The 15,102-nt window shown below is 69.2% G+C and carries 16 protein-coding genes; 10 read left to right on the top strand and 6 right to left on the bottom strand.

Annotated features, from left to right (window positions below):
- Nucleotides 1-2: 2 nt before the first annotated feature.
- The 4 genes from VGC47_06130 (at nt 3) to VGC47_06115 (ending at nt 5,554) form a co-directional block, all read left to right on the top strand.
- On the top strand, nt 3-971 hold the full coding sequence (locus tag VGC47_06130; GenBank protein ID HEX9854871.1) for an XdhC family protein: 969 nt from the start codon (nt 3-5) through the stop codon (nt 969-971).
- Between the two features lie 120 nt (nt 972-1,091).
- Entirely contained in the window at nt 1,092-3,824 is a 2,733-nt protein-coding gene (locus VGC47_06125; protein HEX9854870.1) for an ATP-dependent DNA helicase UvrD2, read from the top strand.
- Nucleotides 3,825-4,014: 190 nt separating this feature from the next.
- A complete protein-coding gene (locus VGC47_06120; GenBank protein ID HEX9854869.1) occupies nt 4,015-4,713 on the top strand; it encodes a nuclease-related domain-containing protein in 699 nt (232 codons plus the stop codon).
- A gap of 43 nt (nt 4,714-4,756) precedes the next feature.
- Nucleotides 4,757-5,554 carry an LLM class F420-dependent oxidoreductase gene (locus VGC47_06115; GenBank protein HEX9854868.1) on the top strand — a complete coding sequence of 266 codons (798 nt, stop codon included), beginning with the start codon at nt 4,757-4,759 and terminating at the stop codon, nt 5,552-5,554.
- Between the two features lie 66 nt (nt 5,555-5,620).
- On the opposite strand, the gene VGC47_06110 is transcribed toward VGC47_06115, so the two are convergent.
- Nucleotides 5,621-6,046: an SRPBCC domain-containing protein gene (locus tag VGC47_06110; protein HEX9854867.1), complete on the bottom strand. Its 426-nt coding sequence runs from the start codon at nt 6,044-6,046 to the stop codon at nt 5,621-5,623.
- Nucleotides 6,043-6,339, bottom strand: coding sequence for a metalloregulator ArsR/SmtB family transcription factor (locus tag VGC47_06105; GenBank protein HEX9854866.1), 297 nt, complete (start codon nt 6,337-6,339; stop codon nt 6,043-6,045). The genes VGC47_06110 and VGC47_06105 overlap by 4 nt, the downstream gene beginning before the upstream one ends.
- An 86-nt stretch (nt 6,340-6,425) precedes the next feature.
- Between VGC47_06105 and VGC47_06100 the strand changes: the two genes are divergently transcribed.
- Nucleotides 6,426-6,860 (top strand): SRPBCC domain-containing protein, encoded by a 435-nt coding sequence (locus tag VGC47_06100; protein HEX9854865.1) that lies wholly within the window; start codon nt 6,426-6,428, stop codon nt 6,858-6,860.
- Nucleotides 6,861-6,903: 43 nt separating this feature from the next.
- On the opposite strand, the gene VGC47_06095 is transcribed toward VGC47_06100, so the two are convergent.
- Nucleotides 6,904-7,215 (bottom strand): AzlD domain-containing protein, encoded by a 312-nt coding sequence (locus VGC47_06095; GenBank protein HEX9854864.1) that lies wholly within the window; start codon nt 7,213-7,215, stop codon nt 6,904-6,906.
- Nucleotides 7,212-7,919, bottom strand: a complete 708-nt coding sequence (locus VGC47_06090) for an AzlC family ABC transporter permease (protein HEX9854863.1) — start codon at nt 7,917-7,919, stop codon at nt 7,212-7,214. The genes VGC47_06095 and VGC47_06090 overlap by 4 nt, the downstream gene beginning before the upstream one ends.
- Before the next feature lie 58 nt (nt 7,920-7,977).
- Here VGC47_06090 and VGC47_06085 point away from each other — a divergent pair, with 58 nt between their 5' ends.
- From VGC47_06085 to VGC47_06070, 4 genes are all read left to right on the top strand, one after another.
- The gene (locus VGC47_06085) at nt 7,978-8,544 is read left to right on the top strand and encodes an SRPBCC family protein (protein ID HEX9854862.1); all 567 of its coding nucleotides are present in this window, start codon (nt 7,978-7,980) and stop codon (nt 8,542-8,544) included.
- A 96-nt stretch (nt 8,545-8,640) separates the two neighbouring features.
- Nucleotides 8,641-9,153: a (2Fe-2S)-binding protein gene (locus VGC47_06080; protein HEX9854861.1), complete on the top strand. Its 513-nt coding sequence runs from the start codon at nt 8,641-8,643 to the stop codon at nt 9,151-9,153.
- Nucleotides 9,150-11,531: a molybdopterin cofactor-binding domain-containing protein gene (locus VGC47_06075; GenBank protein HEX9854860.1), complete on the top strand. Its 2,382-nt coding sequence runs from the start codon at nt 9,150-9,152 to the stop codon at nt 11,529-11,531. Before VGC47_06080 ends, VGC47_06075 begins: the two co-directional genes overlap by 4 nt.
- Before the next feature lie 2 nt (nt 11,532-11,533).
- Nucleotides 11,534-12,382, top strand: a complete 849-nt coding sequence (locus tag VGC47_06070; protein ID HEX9854859.1) for a xanthine dehydrogenase family protein subunit M — start codon at nt 11,534-11,536, stop codon at nt 12,380-12,382.
- 56 nt (nt 12,383-12,438) lie between these two features.
- Here VGC47_06070 and VGC47_06065 read toward each other — a convergent pair whose 3' ends face one another.
- Nucleotides 12,439-13,728, bottom strand: a complete 1,290-nt coding sequence (locus tag VGC47_06065; GenBank protein ID HEX9854858.1) for a HAMP domain-containing sensor histidine kinase — start codon at nt 13,726-13,728, stop codon at nt 12,439-12,441.
- The gene (locus VGC47_06060) at nt 13,725-14,408 is read right to left on the bottom strand and encodes a response regulator transcription factor (protein HEX9854857.1); all 684 of its coding nucleotides are present in this window, start codon (nt 14,406-14,408) and stop codon (nt 13,725-13,727) included. The genes VGC47_06065 and VGC47_06060 overlap by 4 nt, the downstream gene beginning before the upstream one ends.
- A 111-nt stretch (nt 14,409-14,519) precedes the next feature.
- Between VGC47_06060 and VGC47_06055 the strand changes: the two genes are divergently transcribed.
- Nucleotides 14,520-15,098, top strand: coding sequence for a hypothetical protein (locus VGC47_06055; GenBank protein ID HEX9854856.1), 579 nt, complete (start codon nt 14,520-14,522; stop codon nt 15,096-15,098).
- Nucleotides 15,099-15,102 lie beyond the last annotated feature (4 nt).

Below are 15,102 nucleotides of genomic sequence, written 5' to 3'. Positions count from 1 at the left end.
CGGTGAATCGTGAGCTGCTCGACGTCGCCGCCTCGCTGCACAAGCGGCACAAGCCGTTCGTGATCGCCACGGTCGTCTGGTCGCGGGCGCCGTCTTCCGGCAAGGAGGGCGGCACGGCAATCATCGAGCCGGATGGGACGATCCACGGCTGGATCGGCGGTGCCTGCGCAGAGCCGGCGGTGCTGCGGGAAGCGCGCCGCGTGCTCAGGGACGGCGAGCCCCGGCTGATGTACCTCGGCCCGGCCGAGGAGCTCGACGGGAGTGCTCGTGACGGGGTCATGACGGTCCCGATCGCCTGTGCCAGCGAGGGTGCCCTGGAGGTGTTCATGGAACCGATGTTGCCGCAGCCGCATGTCGTGGTCGTCGGCCGATCACCGGGAGTGAGGACGCTCGTCCGTCTTCTCCAAGGTCTCGACTGGCGGGCCACGGTGGTCGACGACGGTGGTGACGCTACCGGCTGGGAGGGCGTCGAGGTGGTGACGTCACTGGGCCACTTCGAGCATCTCGGCGTCGACGAGTCGGCAGCCGTCGTGGTCGCCACGCAGGGTCATTACGACGAGCCGGCCCTCGAGGCGGCGCTCGCATCGCCGGCCGGGTACATCGGGCTGGTGGCGTCGCGCAAGCGGTCCGACACCGTCCTCGGTTACCTGAGCGACAAGGGATACGGCCGCGAGGCGCTCGCCAGGATCGACACCCCGGCCGGGATCGACCTGGGGCACATCGAACACCGGGAGATCGCGGTGGCGGTGCTCGCCGAGCTAGTGCGTCGCAGGGCGGCCGGCGCCATCGGCGGAGGCACGGTGTCTCGCGCGGCGGACGCGCCGAGGACCGCCGTCGATCCGATCTGCGGCATGACGGTCGAGGTCGCCGGCGCCCGCTTCACCGCGGAACGCGATGGCGAGACGTTCTACTTCTGCTGCCCTGCCTGCAAGAAGATGTTCGAGGACCAGTCCTCACAGGTGCAGGGCTAGGGACCCCACACCGTTCCGGCGTCCCCCCACCGCCCATAGGCGATGCCAGGACGCAAGAACGGGTTGGTCCCGGACCCCGGTGACCCAACTCGTCACGCCGGCGCCGTACCCTGCCCGAGCATGGTTCTCCCGGGGCCCCCGCTGCTCGGCCGAGGCGTGGTCGTCCGCGCCGGTGCGCCGGTGCCGTCGGCCTGGCGAGGCCTCGACCTCGTACGGCTCGACGCTCAGTCGATCAGCGACGACGAGAGGCTCGGCGACCTCGTCGACGGGCTCCACCGCAGGTGGGTGGCCAGCCAGCCGGTCGTGGTCGAGTGGGACGTCGCCGACGACACCCTCGCAGTCGACGAGCAGTACGACGGCCCGGTGTGGCGGCTCGACGCCTCGTTCCTCTTCCCGTTGGAGCGGCTGCGATTCCTTGCGTTCTCGAACAACTATGACGCTCGGTCCGGCGACCCCCGATGGTGGTGGGCCCACAAGGCGGCCGCCCGGATCGGCGGCACCCCAGGGGGACCTGCCGACCTGACTCTCCCCGACGGGACCGACGTGTGGATCGACGGCGGCCCTCGTCGTCCGCTCGCCGGCCTCGACCACCCCGTCATCCACGGTGAGTCGGCGGAGCTCGGGCAGGCGGACCACGTCGCGCCGAGGGTGGCGCCGGATGACGGCCTGGCCGCCGACCAGCTGGCGGCCGTGACCACCGAGATCGGGGCGGCGCGGATCATCGCTCCGGCGGGCTCCGGCAAGACGCGAACACTCGTCGCCCGCTTCCGCCACCTGGTCGATGGAAGGCAGGTCTCGCCCCGGCACGTCATGGCGGTGGCTTACAACGCCAGGGCGGCGGATCAGATGCGGCAGCGACTCGGAACGGGGCGTGACAGCGTGCGCACCATCCACTCGCTCGGCTGGGCGATCCTCGCCGACGCCAGGCCCGGGCTCTCCCTCGTCGACGAGCGAGAGGTTCGCGACCTCCTCGGCAGCCTCGTCACCGTCCCGGCGCGCACCAACACGGACCCGCTCGGACCGTACATCGAGGCGCTCGAGATGGTCCGGGCCGGGTTGCGGAGCCCGGCGGCCGTCGAGTCGGAACGAGATGACGTCGAGGGGTTCGCCGACGCCTTCGAGCGATACCGCGCCTTGCTGTACGACCGGTCGCGGGTCGACCATGGAGAGCAGGTGTACGGGGCGATCGAGGCGCTCCTCGGCGACCAGGTATTGCGCAGCCGCTGGCAGGAGCGCTGCAAGCACATGCTCGTCGACGAGTTCCAGGACCTCACCCCGGCATACCTGCTGCTGCTGCGCCTCCTGGCATCACCCCAGCTCCAGGTGTTCGGCGTCGGCGACGACGACCAGGTGATCTATGGCTACGCCGGGGCCGACCCCGGTTTCCTCATCGACTACGACGCCTACTTCCCCGGCGCCGATCACCACGCCCTCGCCGAGAACTACCGCTGCCCCCCCGACGTGGTGTCCGCCGCCACCCGCCTCCTCTCGTACAACGAGCGGCGGATCGCCAAGACGATCACGTCGGCGAGCGGGCGAGCGGATGGACTCACCTGGCGCGCCGCGCCCGGTCCGGGGCTGGCAGCCGAGGCGGCCGCGATCGTCGCCAAGTGGCTCGACGATGGAGTGTCTCCCGCGCAGGTCACCGTGCTGACCCGCGTCAACTCCGCCCTGATCCCCGTCAAAGCGGCCTTCGTCCAATCCGGGATCGCCACGAGCGACCTGCTCGGGGAGGACAGCCTGCGGCGCACGCTTGTGCGGGCGCTGTTCTCCTGGATCCGCCTGGCAACGGACAGAGAAGCGATGCGGCGAGCGGACCTGCTCGAGGCGATACGGCGTCCCGGCAGGGGCCTGACGAGACTGAGCCGCGAGCTCCTCACCCGGCAGCGATACGACCTCGCCGACTTGAGGGCGGCGGGAGAGGTCCTCGACGCTGCCCAGGCAGAGCGCTGGTCTGGGTTCGTCGCCGACGTGGCCGCTTGCGCGTCGGCGGCGGGGGGAGGGGCGGGGGCGCTCGTCGACATGATCGTCGATGACATCGGTCTCGGCTCGGCGGCGCGGACGCTCGACTCCGGCAGGTTGAACGCCGCCCGCTCCGGCCACGTCGACGACCTGGTTGCGATCAGGCGCGCCGCCGAGCTGCATACCGATGCGTCCGACCTCGAGGCCTGGCTCACGATGACGGTGCGTGCTCCCTCGGATGCGAACGGGGCCACTCTGTCGACGGTTCACAGGGTCAAGGGAATGGAATGGGACAGGGTGATCGTCTTCGGGGTCGACAGGGGATCGATGCCGCACACCCTCTCGGACGACGTCGAGGAGGAGCGGCGCGTGTTCCACGTAGCCGTGACGCGAGGCGCCGTCGAGGTGGTCGTGCTCTACGACTCGTCCCGGGCGTCGCCGTTCATCGCCGAGCTGGCAGGGACTGCTCCCCGGCGCGCCCCACAGCCACCGCGTCAAGAGCCCCGGCGCATCGCCGTTGCGACGGGTGACACGGTGCGGGTCCTCGGGGGCCATGCGGGGCAGGTCTCCGGTATGGACGAGACGGCGATCTACGTCGAATTGGCGACCGGCGCCCAACTCGCAGTGCCCCGCGACGAGATCCTCGAGGTCACGCCGAGGTCGAGCGGGAGGGCCGACACCGGTTTGGTCGAGGCGCTCAAGGCGTGGCGGCTCGAGACGAGCAGGCGGCTGGGAGTACCCGCCTACGTGCTCCTCCACGATTCCACGATCGAGGCGATCGCCACTGCCCTGCCCGGTGACGAGCAAGGCCTTCTGGCGGTGCCCGGCATCGGCCCGAGCAAGCTCGAGAGCTACGGCGACGAGATCCTCGGCATCGTCGCCGCCCGCTGACCCCTCTCGTTCTTGCGTCCGTCCGTCGCATCCCTGCGATGTGGGTACGCCAGAACGGTCAGGGGGTTCGTTCTTGCGTCCGTCCGTCGCACCACTGCGATGTGGGTACGCCGGAACGGGGAGGGGGCATAGGTCGATCGACCTATACAACCGCTAAACGTTCCGCCGGCTGCGGTCGATGCATTTCGGGATGGAGCATGTCATCACGATGCGGTATCCGGCGCTCTGCTCGATGTGCGGCACCGGCATCGAGCCGGGGCTGCGCGCCGCCTGGGATCGTGACTCTCGGGTGGCGACGTGCGAGGCGTGCGTCTACGGCACTGCTGATCCATATGCGGCTCCCATGCGCAACCGTCCAGGGGCGTCTGCACTGCGCGAGGGGGAACGAAGGCGCAACGGTGAAACCTGGACGATCGGGGGAGAGGCCGAGCGGACCGTGGGCAACCTCCTCAACGGCATGCGCGGCGTCCTCGCTCTGCACGACAGGCAGATGCCGGGCTCCAAGGCGAACATCGACCACGTAGCCGTCGCCCCTTCGGGGGTGTGGGTCATCGACACCAAGCGCTACACCGGCAGGGTCGAGAGGAACCACCGCCGAGGAGGCAGGCTCGAAGTCGCAGGCCGGAACCGCACCAAGCTCGTCGAGCAGGTCCACCGCCAGGTAGGCGTCGTCACGACGTGCCTCGACGGGCTCGGCATCCCCATCCAGGGCGTGCTGTGCTTCGTCGACGGACGGCTGCCCTTCCTGATGTCCCGGTTCAAGGTGGACGGTGTCATGATCACGACTCCCGAGGCGCTCGAGCGCAGGATCATGCGATCGGGCCCGCTGTCGCTTGAGGCGATGCGGGCGGCCCACGACACGCTCGACCTGACGTTCCGTCCCGCCTGACGTCGCAACCTGCACCCCACGACCGCGTCTACGATCGGGCGCCGTGCACCCGATCCGCATCGCCGCCCAACTCCACCCCCAGCACGGCTCGTACTCCGACCTCAGGGCGGCCGTCGGCCGGGTCGACGAGCTCGGCTACGACCTGTTGTACACGTGGGACCACTTCTTCCCGCTGTACGGCGAGCCGGACGGAGCCCACTTCGAGTGCTGGACGATGCTGGCCGCTTGGGCTGAGCAGACGGACGGCGTCGAGATCGGAGCGCTCGTCTCGTGCAACTCGTACCGCAACCCGAGCCTGCTCGCCGACATGGCGAGAACGATCGACCACATCTCAGGCGGCCGGTTCATCCTCGGGCTCGGGTCCGGGTGGTTCGAGAGGGACTACGACGAGTACGGGTACGAGTTCGGGACCACGGGGGAACGGCTCCTGGCGCTCCGCGCCGCCATCCCCGTGATGCAACGGCGGCTGGCGGTCCTCAACCCGCCGCCGACGAGGAGCATGCCGATCATGATCGGCGGCTGGGGCGAGCGGCTCACGCTCCGAATGGTGGCCGAGCACGCCGACATCTGGCACGCCCGGTTCCCCGACAGCCCCGACGAGGTGGTCCCGAAGATCGCAGCCCTGCGCCGCTGGTGCGACGAGGTGGGACGCGACCCGGGCGACATCGAGTGGAGCCTCGGGCTAGATCCCGACGACCTGGACCGCTTCCTCACGGAGGACGTGGATGACTACGTCGACCTGGGGTTCACCCAGTTCACGCTGGGCTTCAACGGGCCGGGTTGGGGTGTCGACCGCGGGGCAGACTGGCTCGCGTGGCGCGACGAGCGCAACGGCGCTTGAGCCGATCGGCGTCCCTCTCCGGGCGTGCGGGCCCGATCACGTCACAGCGGGTGGTCGTGCGCCACGTCACGACGGGTCGGGGCCGGGGTCCCCGCCCTCCGCCACGATCGCCAACCTCGGGAGGTAATGGTCCCACCCCGCCACGTGGATGGGGACCTCGGCTTCGGGTAGCCCGGTGTGAGTCAGCTTGACGATCGTCCCGGTTCCCTCGGCCACGAGGTCGATCTGCACGGTGCTCGATCCCGGCGGGACGGCCGGATGATCGATCCACCCCCAGGTGAAGACGACGCGGCTGTCCTCGACCAGCTCGACGAACTGGCCGCGGGCCCGCATCCCGTTGCCCATCGCCATCGAGAAGATCCCGCCGGGTGCCGCCTCGATGGCCGCTCCGATCCCTTGCCAGCGAGCCCACAGCTCCGAGTCGGTCAGGTAGGCGTACACGACTGACGGCGATGCAGAGATGCGGCGCTCGACGGTGATCGGAGGGCTCATGGCTCTTGGCCCTCGATCGAGTCGGCGAGCCGGTCGAGCGTATCGCGCCACATCGCCTCGAGCATCGGGCGCAACGGTCCGAGCGCTTCCTTGTCCGCTGTGTAGAAGCGCCGGTTGCCGTCCCTGCGCACGGACACCAGGCCGGCACCGCGCAGCACCGCCAGGTGCTGGGAGACGGCCCCGAACGTCATGTCGAAGTGGCCCGCGATCTCGCCCGCAGCCAGCTCATGCTCCCAGACGAGAGAGAGGATCTGACGGCGACGCGGTTCGGCGACCACCTGGAGGACGTCCACCACGCCATTTTAGCCGACTTTGAAATAGCGGAGGCAGCGCGATATAGTCGCCACTGAAATAGGTTCCGATCACGGGAGGTTCCACCATGGGCGACTATGCGATCAAGGCTCAGTTCGAGACGTCGTGCCCACCGGCCGACGTCATGCACTGGCTCGACGACCCGGCTGGGATCGCCGGTTGGTGGTCGGACCGGGTCGAAGGCGCCGCCGGCGCTCCCGGTGACTCGTTCCAAGTGACGTTCCCGACCTCGCCGGTAGTCTTCGAGCTCTCAGTGACCGCGATCGGCGAGGCCGAGGTCGAGTGGCACGTCCCCGAGAGCCCTCCGTGGTGGAAGGGCACCACGATCCGGTTCGAGCTCGGAGAGTCCGACGGAGGCGGCACGCAGATCACGTTCACCCACGGCGGGTTCGACGCCGACGATCCGATCATCGCCGTCATCACCCCGGCGTGGGTCAGGTTCCTCGACAATCTCGTGGCGGTCGCCGAGTCGGGGAAGCCTGATCCTGCCGTGAGGAACTGACCGCCGGAGAGGCGCCGATCGGGCACCCCACCGACGAGACCGCTCACAGCAGCCATTCGAGCACGGCGAGGGCGCCCAGCCCACCGACGATCACCAGGGCGACGCTCTTCGTGCGCCAGGCGATGACGAAGGCGACGAGGAGCGCCCAGATGCGCAGGTTGCCCGGCGTGATGGCGATCTCGCCTTGGCGCACGAGCGTCGGTTGGAAGGCGAGAGCCGCCATGGCGGCGGGGGCGACGTAGCGGAGGGGCCGCTCGATGTACGAAGGCACCCGCCGGTCTCCCAGGAAGCCGATGAACGACAGCCGCATGGCGTACGTCCCGGCGCCGATGACGACGATTGCCAGTGCCGTCACCCTCGCCACCAGCGCTCGGCGAACACTCCGGCTGCGATGCCGAACCCGATCCCGGTGACGAGGCCGAGGCCATACGGCATCCCGTGCCCGAGCGTGGCGACGGTGGCTGCCGCCGCCGCTGCGACGAGCCCCGGGCGGCTCTTGACGCTCAGCACCAGGAGTGCCAGGAACACCGCCGGAATGGCGAAGTCGAGGTTCCAGTCGCTCGGGATGCCGGCGCCGAGGACGATCCCGAGGGCCGTCGTGGCTTGCCACCAGACCCACAGGGTCATCCCGACCCCGAGGTAGTACCAACGCTTGTATGAAGGGTCTTCGCTGTGCTCGAAGCGAGTCGCCGCCATGGCGAACGTCTGGTCGGTGAGGAGGTAGGGCAACCCCACGCGCCACGGCCGCGGGAACCGCCGGAAGTCCGAGGCGAGCACTGCGCTGTACATCACATGACGCAGGTTGATCATCAGGCCGGTGGCGGCGACGACGAGCAACGACGTGTCCGACGAGAGGAGTTGGACGGTGGCGAGCTGCGCCGCCCCAGCGAAGATGATCGGCGAGGTCGACCAGGCGAGCTTCACGTCGATGCCGCTCCCGGCGGCGGCGACGCCGAATGCGAATCCGAACGGGATGACTCCGATCATCAGCGGGAGGATGGCGACCACGCCCTCTCGGAGCGCGGTCGCGGGGCGGGAGGGCGGCGGCTCGGTCTCCATCGTCGAACGATAAACACCCTCCAGGCAGCCGCCGACGCCTCGTCGGTATGATCGCCCCATGAAGATCAACGAGGTCATCGAAGTCGACCGCAAGCTCGACGACGTTTGGGCGCTGTTCCAGAACGTTCCAGAGCTCGCCATGTGCCTCCCGGGCGCCGAGCTCACAGAGGCGAAGGGCGACAACGTCTATGCGGGCAACGTCAGCGTCAAGCTCGGGCCGATGACCGCCAAGTTCGAGGGGGAGGCGACGGTCGCCTCGGACGTCGCGGCGCGGACCGGATCGGTCAACGGCAAGGGCGTCGACAAGCGGGGCGGTTCCGTCGGGCAGGTCAAGGTGGCATACGCCCTCGAGCAGGTCGGCGGCAGGACTCGGGTGACCGTCGACGCCGACGTGCTCCTGTCTGGTGCGGCCGCCCAGTTCGGCAGGACGGGGCTCATCAAAGAGATGTCGAGCCGCCTGATCGGCGAGTTCGTGTCGTGCCTCGAGGCGAAGCTGGCTGCCAGCAGCAACGAAGAGGCCGCCCAGGTCCGAGCAGGTGACGTGAAGGGCTTCTCGCTCTTCTTCGCCAGCCTGCTCGCCGGCATCGGACGCTTCTTCAAGCGCCTGTTCGGAAGCAGGAGCTAGCAGGCCCGGCCGGGGCAACTCCAAGGCGGCTTTCTCCGACACGCGGCCCGGCGTGTTGCTACCTTCGGAAGTGATCCGAGGCATGAAAGGGGTGTCATGGAGATCACGGTGACGGTGAACGGCACGGATGTCACCGCCGACGTAGAACCCCGCACACTGCTCGTCCACTTTCTGCGCGAGAACCTGAGGCTCACCGGCACCCACGTCGGATGCGAGACCGGGTACTGCGGCGCGTGCACGGTGCAGGTCGGCGGTGTGACGACGAAGTCGTGCACGATGCTGGCGGTCCAGGCGGACGGTGCCGAGGTGCGAACCATCGAAGGCCTTGCGTCGAACGGCGATCTCCATCCCGTTCAGGAGGGCTTCTGGGAACGGCACGGGCTGCAGTGCGGGTATTGCACTCCCGGGATGATCATGTCGGCGGTGGGTCTGCTCGAGCAGAACGACGATCCGTCCGAGGACGAGATCCGCCACGCGCTCGAGGGCAATCTCTGTCGCTGCACCGGGTACCACAACATCGTCAGGGCGGTCGAGTACGCCGGCGCCAAGATGCGCGGCGTCGAACCACCGCCCCCCGACTGGACGACGGACTTCGAGGGGGTGTCATGACGACCACCACGAGCGTCATGGGCGGGATCGTCCGCCGCAAGGAGGACCCGGCGCTCATCCAGGGCCACGGCAGGTTCGTCGACGACATCAAGCGGGCGGGGGAGGCGGCGACCGCCTTCGTACGAAGCCCGTTCGCCCACGCCAGGATCAACTCGATCGACGCCTCCGGGGCACTGGCGATGCCGGGAGTGCTCGCCGTCTACACCATCGACGACGTTCGCCACCTCGGCCCGCTGCTGGCGCAGGTCCCGGTCGGTAAGCTCCGCCCGCTCCTCGCAGACGGCGTCGTCAAGCACGCCGGCGAGGCCGTTGCGATGATCGTCGCCGAGACGCCGACGATCGCTGCGGACGCCGTCGAGGCGGTCGACGTCGACTACGAGCCGCTCCAGGCCGTCGTCGACTTGAAGCAGGCCGCCTCCGACGAGGTCAAGGTCCATGATGACCTGGACTCGAACGTGCTCGTGACCTGGGTGGCGCACGACTGGTGGCCCGGCGTCTTCGAGCTCACAGACCACAGGCCGGCCATCGAGGAGGCCAAGAAGCGGGACGACTCGGTCATCGTCAGCATCGAGATGACGAACCAGCGTCTCATCCCCGTCGCCATCGAGCCCCGTTCCGTCGTCGCCGACTGGAACCGGGGGTACGGGCGCTTCGACGTGTGGAGCTCGTCGCAGATCCCGCATGCCCTCGGCGCCGCCATCGGCAAGACGTTCGGCGTCGCCGGAAATGACGTGCACGTCATCGCTCCCGAGGTCGGGGGAGGCTTCGGGTGCAAGCTCAACGTGTACCCCGACGAGATCCTGGTGTGCTTCGCCTCGCAAAGACTCGGCAGGCCTGTCCGGTTCACGGAGACCCGCCGCGAAGCGGCGTACTCGACCATCCAGGGGCGCGGCTGGATCGGCACGGCGACGATCGTCGGAACGAAGGACGGCGAGATCCTCGGGTACGAGCTCGACGCCATCGCCGACATGGGCGCCTACTCACAGAACTTCACCGTCGCCATACCCGTGCTCGGGCTGTTCGTCGCCAGCGGCCAATACGACATCCCGACCGCGTGGCAGGTGAGGTGCGTGACGACGAACACCCAGACGACGGACGCGTATCGCGGAGCCGGTCGCCCCGAGGCGGCCTACTACCTGGAGCGCATCATCGACGCCTACGCCCGCGAGATCGGGATGGACCCGGGGGACGTCAGGAAGAAGAACTACTGGGGAGCCGACCAGTTCCCTGCGACGACGAACGTCGGCTTGGCGATCGACAGCGGCAACTACGAGGTCAACCTCGACACGCTGCTGGCGCACGCCGACTACGAAGGGTTGCGCAAGAAGCAAGCCCAGGCCCTCCAGGAGGGCAGGTATCTCGGCATCGGGTTGGCGACCTATGTGGAGGTCTGCGGGTTCGGCCCTTCGGTGCTCAGCGAGTTCGGGTTCGGGTGGGACGCATACGGCATGCCGTCGGCGTTCAGCGGCTCGGGGCTCGTCAGGGTCAATCCCGACGGATCGGCGACGGTGATCATCGGGACGGGGCCGAGCGGCCAGGGTCACGAGACGACGTGGGCCCAGGTCGTGCACGACCGGCTCGGGATCGATTACGACACGATCAGGGTGACACACGGTGACACCGCCGAGTCGCCGGCCGGCATCGGCACGTTCGGGAGCCGATCGGCGGCCGTCGACGGAGCTGCGACGTGGCAGGCGGCCGAGAAGGTGCGGGCCAAGGCGGCAGACATCGTCGCCCACATGCTCGAGGCCTCGACAGAGGACATCCGGTTCGGCGACGGCGGCGGGTATGTCGCCGGGGCACCGGGCAACAAGGTGTCGTGGGCCCAGATCGCCGAGGTCGCCTACAAGCCGCACAAAGGCCCCGACGGCCTCGAGGCGGGCCTCGAGGCGCACGCGGTGTTCTCGCCGGGCAACGCAACCTGGCCGTTCGGATCGCACCTGGCGGTCGTCGAGGTCGATCCGGAGACAGGCGACGTCGACTTGATGCAGTACATCGCCGTCGACGACTGCGGCAACCGCATCAACCCGATGATCGTCGACGGTCAGCTCCACGGCGGGATCGCCCAGGGGGTCGGGCAGGCGATGTTCGAAGAGGCGATCTACGACGGCGACGGCAACCTGCTGACGGGCTCGCTCGTCGACTACCCGCTGCCGACGGCGTCGGATCTGCCTGCCTTCGACCTCGGTTGGACCAACACCCCGACGGACGTCAACCCGATGGGGGTGAAGGGCATCGGCGAGGCCGGCACGATCGGGTCGGCGCAGACCATCGTCAACGCCGTCGTCGACGCGCTGGCTCCGCTCGGGGTGAGGCACATCGACATGCCGCTGAGGCCCCGCAAGGTCTGGCAAGCGATTCAGGATGCGAGGGGATAGGCATGTACCCACGTGAGTTCGACTACATGGCCCCGTCATCGCTGGACGAGGCCGTCGATGCCCTGGCAGCGAATCCCGGCGCCAAGGTGATGTCCGGCGGGATGAGCCTCATCCCGATGATGAAGCTCCGGCTGCTGTCTCCCGAGTTGGTCATCGACATCGGCCGGATCCAGGGCCTCGGTGCGATCGAGGACCAGGGCGACCACATCTCGATCGGGGCGCTCGTTCGCCATGGGCAGACTGCGGCGGATGCGCTCGTTCGCCAGCACGCCGCGGCGTTGGCTCAGGCGGCGGCGTGGACCGGTGACGTGCAGGTGCGCAACCGCGGCACCACGTGCGGCGCGCTCGCCCACGCCGATATCGCCGCCGACCAGCCGGCCGCCGCTCTGGCGTGCGGGGCGACGCTGGTGGCCCGATCGGCAAGAGGGACGAGGGAGATCGCCGCTGCCGACTTCTTCGTCGACACGCTCACGTCGGCCCTCGAGCCCGACGAGATCCTCGTCGAGGTACACCTGCCCAAAGGCGGCATGTCGGCGTACGACAAGCTCGGACGGAGGGGCGGACACAGCGACTACGCGGTCGCCGGCGCCGCTGCCTGGGTTCGCAAGAGCAACGGCACGGTCGAGGACGCCCGGGTCGCCCTCACGGGCGTCGGCACGAAGCCGATGCTCGCCGCCGGGTCGACCGAGGCCATCGTCGGCTCGGACGGATCGGCAGAGGCGATCGCGGCGGCGGCCGAGCGAGCCGTCGAAGGCGTCACCGTGCTCGAGGACCTCTACGGCTCGGAGGAGTACAAGGCGCACCTCGCCAAGGTCTACGTGAAGCGGGCGCTCACGAGCGCCTTGGGCTGACGGGGTCCGTGGGAGGAGACTCGGGGGACCACGTGGGTGGTCCCCCGAGGCGCGCCTCAGTCTGGCGGCGCTTCGTCGGTCGTTCGCAGTGACATGCTGATGGACGCCCCTCCTTCGGCGAGCGTCTCCAGCCGGATCCTGCCGCCCGCTGCCTCGGCCGTCCTCCGGGCGATGTCGAGGCCGAGCCCGGTCGAGCCGGCGCCGCTGGCGCCCCTTTCGAGAGGGTCGGCCACCGAGAAGCCGGGACCGGTGTCGGCCACGGTCACCCGAATCCACCCGTCGCTCTCGGGCTCGACCAGCAACGAATAGCCGGTCCCCTCGGGGGTGTGCGCGAAGACATTCCCGAGCAGCGCGTCGATCGCCGCCTCCAGGTCGGCGGCCGGTGCCGTCACCAGGACGGGCTCGGGCAGCGACACCACGAGGTCGCTCTTGCGGTCCTGCTCGTCGCCGAGGGCGCTCCAGAACGCCATGGATCGGCGTGCGATGGCAGCGACGTCCACGGGGTGCGCCCCTCCCTGGCGCACCGTCCTGCGGGCCTCGCCGATGATGTGGTCGACGCTCCGGGCGAGCTCGTCGATGTCGCCGAGGAGGCGGTCTCTGGCGGGGGAGCCGGGCAGCGCCTCGGCGTCGAGGCGGGCTGCCATGAGCGGTGTCCGCAGCCGGTGCGAGAGGTCGGCCGCCGTCTCCCTCTCTTGCTGGAGCAGCCCGGCAACGCTGGCGGCGAGACGGTTGAACTCGTTGCCTACGTCGACGAGCTCTTGCGGGCCGCTCGGATCGACGCGTGCCTCGAGATCGCCCTCGCCGAGGCGGTTGGCGGCGGCCGACAGGTCGTCGACCGACCTCACGACCGACCTGCCGAGACGGTCGGCCGCCGCGACCCCTATGAGCACCAGGATCACGCCGAGACCCCCCAAGACGAGCCACGCGCGGACGACGTTCGAGGACAGCTCGGCATCGGCCACGAAGAGCCGTACCGTTGCGATCTCCCCGTCTCCGGCGATCGCAGGAACGTACACGGCCTCGCCACCCGGCTCGCCTCTGCGAAAAGCGGCCGTCGTGTTCAGGTCGGATGTCAGTTCGGGGTCGAGAGGGGCCCCGAGCACGGAGCCGTCGTCGAGGACGATCGAAAGGCCCGCCTCGGCTCCCCCGAATGTGTCGAGTGCCAGGGCGGGCCCCGAGGCCGGATCCGACGTGATCAACAACGCCACGAGCTGGGCATCTCGCTCCGCCCGCGTGAGCGCCCTGTCGCGGGCCAGTTCTCGCACGAGGGCCGCCAGCGGGAGGAGGAACGCCATGACCACCATGGCGGTGACCGCCAAGCTCACGAGGCGCAGCCGCGATCTCACTTGGCCGGGTCGACCAGCTTGACGCCTACGCCCCGCTTGGTGTGCAGGTAACGGGGCGCCAGCGCGGTCTCTCCGAGCTTCTTGCGGAGCCACGACAAGTGGACGTCGACGGTCCTGTCCGCCCCGCCGTACGGCATTCGCCACACCTCTGCGAGGATCTCGCGCTTGGTCACCATCGCTCCGACACGCGATGCCAGGTAGGCGAGGAGATCGAACTCCTTCGACGTGAGGTCGAGCGGCTTCCCCTCGAGGGTGGCTTCGTGGGCGTCCACGTCGATCTGGAGCCCGCCGACCACGAGCGGCGGCTGATCGTCCGACCCGCCGACCCGGCGCAGCACGGCGCGGATCCGCGCCTCGAGGTGCTCGGCCGAGAACGGCTTGACCACGTAGTCGTCGGCGCCCAGGTCGAACAACCGGACGATCTCCCTCTCGTCGTCGCGGGCGGTGGCGACGATCACCGGGACGGAGGCGACGGCCCGGATCATCTGGAGCGCCTTGGCGCCGTCGACGTCGGGCAGGCCGAGGTCGAGGACGACCACGTCGGTATCTCCCCCGATGGCCTCCTGCACTCCTGCCATGCCGGTGCTCGTCGAGCGGACGTCGTAGCCGCGAGCCGCCAGGGCGCCTGCCAGCGCCTCGCGGATCCGCTGGTCATCCTCGACGAGTAGCACGGAAGGCATGCGAGAGACGATACAGACGAAGCCTGCGATCCAGGGCCCCGCGACGGACAATTGAGCCCTGGTTGACCCTCGCTTATCCATGAAATGCCCCGGCTGCGGCATCATGGTGCCGTGAGCCGCAAGTTCATGTTCGTGCTCGGCTGGGCTGCAGCCTCGGTGTTGTCGGCGGCCGTCGCATGGGCGGCGGTCGGGATCGTTCGCGACGCGGTCACGGACCGGCCGTCCGAGCTCTCGTCCGGTGCGGTGGCCGCCGCCGGCACCGTGTCCGGCGAGACGACGACGCCGTCGGACGCGCCCTCTTCCGGGGAGACCGGTCCGACGACGGGTGCACCGTCGACCGATCCGCCTTCGATCGTCACGACGACGACCGACGCCCCCTCCACCACGTCGGCCACCGAGCCTCCCGAGACGAAGACCACGACGCCGCCGCCGCCGCCGCCGACGACCCAGCCGGAGGACGAATGGACCACGAAGTCCTATTCGATGCGAGGAGGGACGGTGAGCATCAGGTATCGGCAGGGCGAGGTCCGGTTGCAGGGGGCGGTCCCCGCCCCAGGGTACGAAGCCGACATCGACCACGAGGGGCCCGACGAGGTCCGGGTGACCTTCGACGGCGATGAGCACGAAACCGAGTTCCGGGCGAGATGGCGGGACGGGCAGCTCGACGTCGACATCGAGCAGGACGACTGAATCT

This window comes from Acidimicrobiia bacterium (genome assembly GCA_036396535.1).
Classification (GTDB): domain Bacteria; phylum Actinomycetota; class Acidimicrobiia; order Spongiisociales; family UBA5794; genus DASWKR01.
The sequence above is the reverse complement of the archived record's forward strand: the minus strand, read 5'-3'. Positions and strand labels throughout refer to the sequence as shown.